This is a genomic window from Nonomuraea terrae (genome assembly GCF_004348995.1).
In the GTDB taxonomy this organism is placed as follows: Bacteria; Actinomycetota; Actinomycetes; order Streptosporangiales; family Streptosporangiaceae; genus Nonomuraea; species Nonomuraea terrae.
The window spans coordinates 1-2,592 of sequence record NZ_SMKQ01000412.1 but is presented as its reverse complement, the minus strand read 5'-3'; the positions used below and the strand labels follow the sequence as shown (position 1 = coordinate 2,592).

Annotated in this window: 2 protein-coding genes; both read left to right on the top strand. The window is 74.8% G+C overall.

Annotated features, from left to right (window positions below):
- The coding region (locus tag E1286_RS46980; RefSeq protein ID WP_223190965.1) for a lantibiotic dehydratase at positions 1–1,671 on the top strand (1,671 nt) is incomplete at its 5' end.
- A gap of 43 nt (positions 1,672–1,714) precedes the next feature.
- Positions 1,715–2,572: an NAD-dependent protein deacetylase gene (locus tag E1286_RS46975; RefSeq protein ID WP_425464803.1), complete on the top strand. Its 858-nt coding sequence runs from the start codon at positions 1,715–1,717 to the stop codon at positions 2,570–2,572.
- Positions 2,573–2,592: the final 20 nt, after the last annotated feature.

The window sequence follows — 2,592 nt, the reverse complement described above, 5'->3', positions numbered from 1 at the left end:
GTGGAGGGAGGGGCGGGCCCAGGCGGTCCGGGGATTGCCGACGCCCCGGAGCTCGGGGCGCAGGAGTCTGGGAGGGATGAAGCCGGTCAGGCGTGGGAGGCTCCAGAGCTCGTGCCCGGAGCGGTCGGGGTGCCGGCGCAGCGCAGGCCGGTGGCCGGGGTGCGTACCGCCGCCGAGCCGTCGGTCGGGCGGCGTGTGAGTGAGATCTCCGATCTGCTTGAGCAATACCCGGGCGCCTCGCCCGACGTGAAGCTGGCCGTGCAGCGGCGGATCGAGGCGCTGACGGGTGGCGGGCCGGGCGACGGCCGTGTCGTCGTCCACGAGGCCGCGGCCGGCACCTTGCGGGTCACGGCGGGCGGCGCGCTGGCGGCCGACCTGCGCGACCGCGTGCCACGCGTGCTCGACCTGCTCGCCGGCGAGGCGGACCTGACCAGGCGGCTGACCAACCGGCTGGTCGCCGGGCGGCTCGGCCCCGGCACGTTCGCGCTGGCGGAGGCGCTGCGGACGACCGCCGGACTCGACATCGAACACGGCGGACGCCTGACCGGCCGCCTCGCCTCCCTCATCCGGGACGCGCCGGACGGCGAGGCCGTGCTCGACCTCGCCGGGCTGCTGGACGACCCGGATCCACCGGCCGCGCCCGTGCTCTGCTCGGCCGACCTGCTGGTGGCCGCGTCATCGCTGGAGGCGTACGAAGCGGGTGTGACCCCGCTCGTCCTCGGCGGGCTCCACGACACGGTGCTGCTCACGCCGTGGTCGCTGCAGTTCCACGAGGAGGCCGCCGAGTGCCTCGCCGAGCGAGACGCGGCGGTCAGGCGGGCACTGTCCGGGTTCACCGTGCTGAACGTCGTCCCGCACCGCTCAGAGAGCGCGCCGCCGCCGCAGCTCCCCGGCCCCGTGCTGGAGCTCGGCGGGGTGGCGGCCGACCCGCGCCGCAGGATCGGCCTCGACGAGCTGTCCGTGCACAGCGACGGCCGGCGGGCCGTCCTGAACGCCAAGGGAGTGGAGGAGCCGCTGCTGTTCCACAACGGCGAGCACGTCACGGCGCTCCATGCCGCGCTGGCCCTGCCCATGATCCGGCTGCCGCGCCTTCCCGACCTTCCGCACGTGCCCCGTCTGACCTGGGGGAACATCGTCATCTCGCGGCGCCGGTGGAGCTTTGACCGAGCCTCGTTCGAGGGGCTCGGGCAGGCGGCGGGCGACGGCGAGCTGCTGGTGGCGATGGCGCGGCTGCGCGAGTCCCATGGCCTGCCGGTGACGTTCTTCGCCGCGTCGCCGCGTAGGCGCAGGCCCTTCTACGTGGACACGCGCTCGCCCGCGCTCGTCGAAGCGCTCGGGCGCCTGGCGGCGACGGCGGAGCGGCTCACGCTGACGGAGGTGTCGCCGGGGCCGGAGGAGTGCTGGCTGCGGGACGGCGAGCAGCGGTTCGCGGCCGAACTCCGCTGCGTCTACCTCCGGTCCGCGGCCCGCGCACACGCCGGGACCCGTCCCGTTCACGCCATCCCGTCGACTCCACCCCCACCCATCGGCCCCGCCACTGCGTCGGCTTCCTTGACGACCTCGAACGCGTCGCCGGGACCGGGCTCCCGTCCGAAGGGCACGACGGGTGTGAGGAGGGCTGCGTCCGCGGGGCATCCGTACCCGTATCCGCGGCCTGGCGAGCGCGGTTGACCGGGCGGCGTAGGCGGGCGTGCGGGTGAGGCACCATGGGAACGTGAGATCGAGCACCGGGAACGTGGCCGAGCTGATGGAGCTGGTCGGCCGTGGAGGGGTGGCCGTGCTCAGCGGGGCCGGCCTGTCGACCGAGTCGGGCATCCCCGACTACCGCGGGCCGACCGGCCTGGCCAGGCGAGCCGAGCCGATGACGTACCAGAAGTTCGTCGGCAGCGCGGAGGCGCGCCGGCGTTACTGGGCGCGCAGCCACGTCGGGTGGCGGCAGATGGAGCGCGCCCGCCCCAACGCCGGGCACCAGGCGGTGGCCGAGCTGGAGCGGCGCGGCCTGCTGACCGGCATCGTCACCCAGAACGTCGACGGCCTCCACCAGGCGGCCGGCGCCCGCCGTGTGATCGAGCTGCACGGCGGGCTCGACCGCGTCGTGTGCCTGACGTGCCGGGAGCGTACGTCGCGTGCCGAGCTCGAGCGCCGGCTGCTTGAGGCCAACCCCGGCTGGCGGGTCACCAGTGACGAGATCAACCCCGACGGCGACGCCACGCTCACCGACGAGCAGGTCGGCGGGTTCCGGGTGGTGGATTGCGCCTCGTGCGGCGGGATGCTCAAGCCTGACGTGGTGTTCTTCGGCGAGAACGTGCCCCGGACCCGGGTCGATGAGTGCTACGCGCTCGTCTGCGGCGCGCGGGTGCTGCTCGTGCTGGGGTCGTCCCTGACGGTCAGGTCCGGGCGGCGGTTCGTCACCAAGGCGGCCGAGCTGGGCATCCCCATCGCCATCGTCAACCAGGGGCCCACCGGTGGCGACGCCGAGGCCGAGCTCACCCTCGACGCACCGCTCGGCCCGACCCTGACCCACCTGACCACCCGGCTCGCCGGCGGAAGCCGCCCCATCTCGCGGCGGTAGCGGGAGGGCCGCGTACGCCC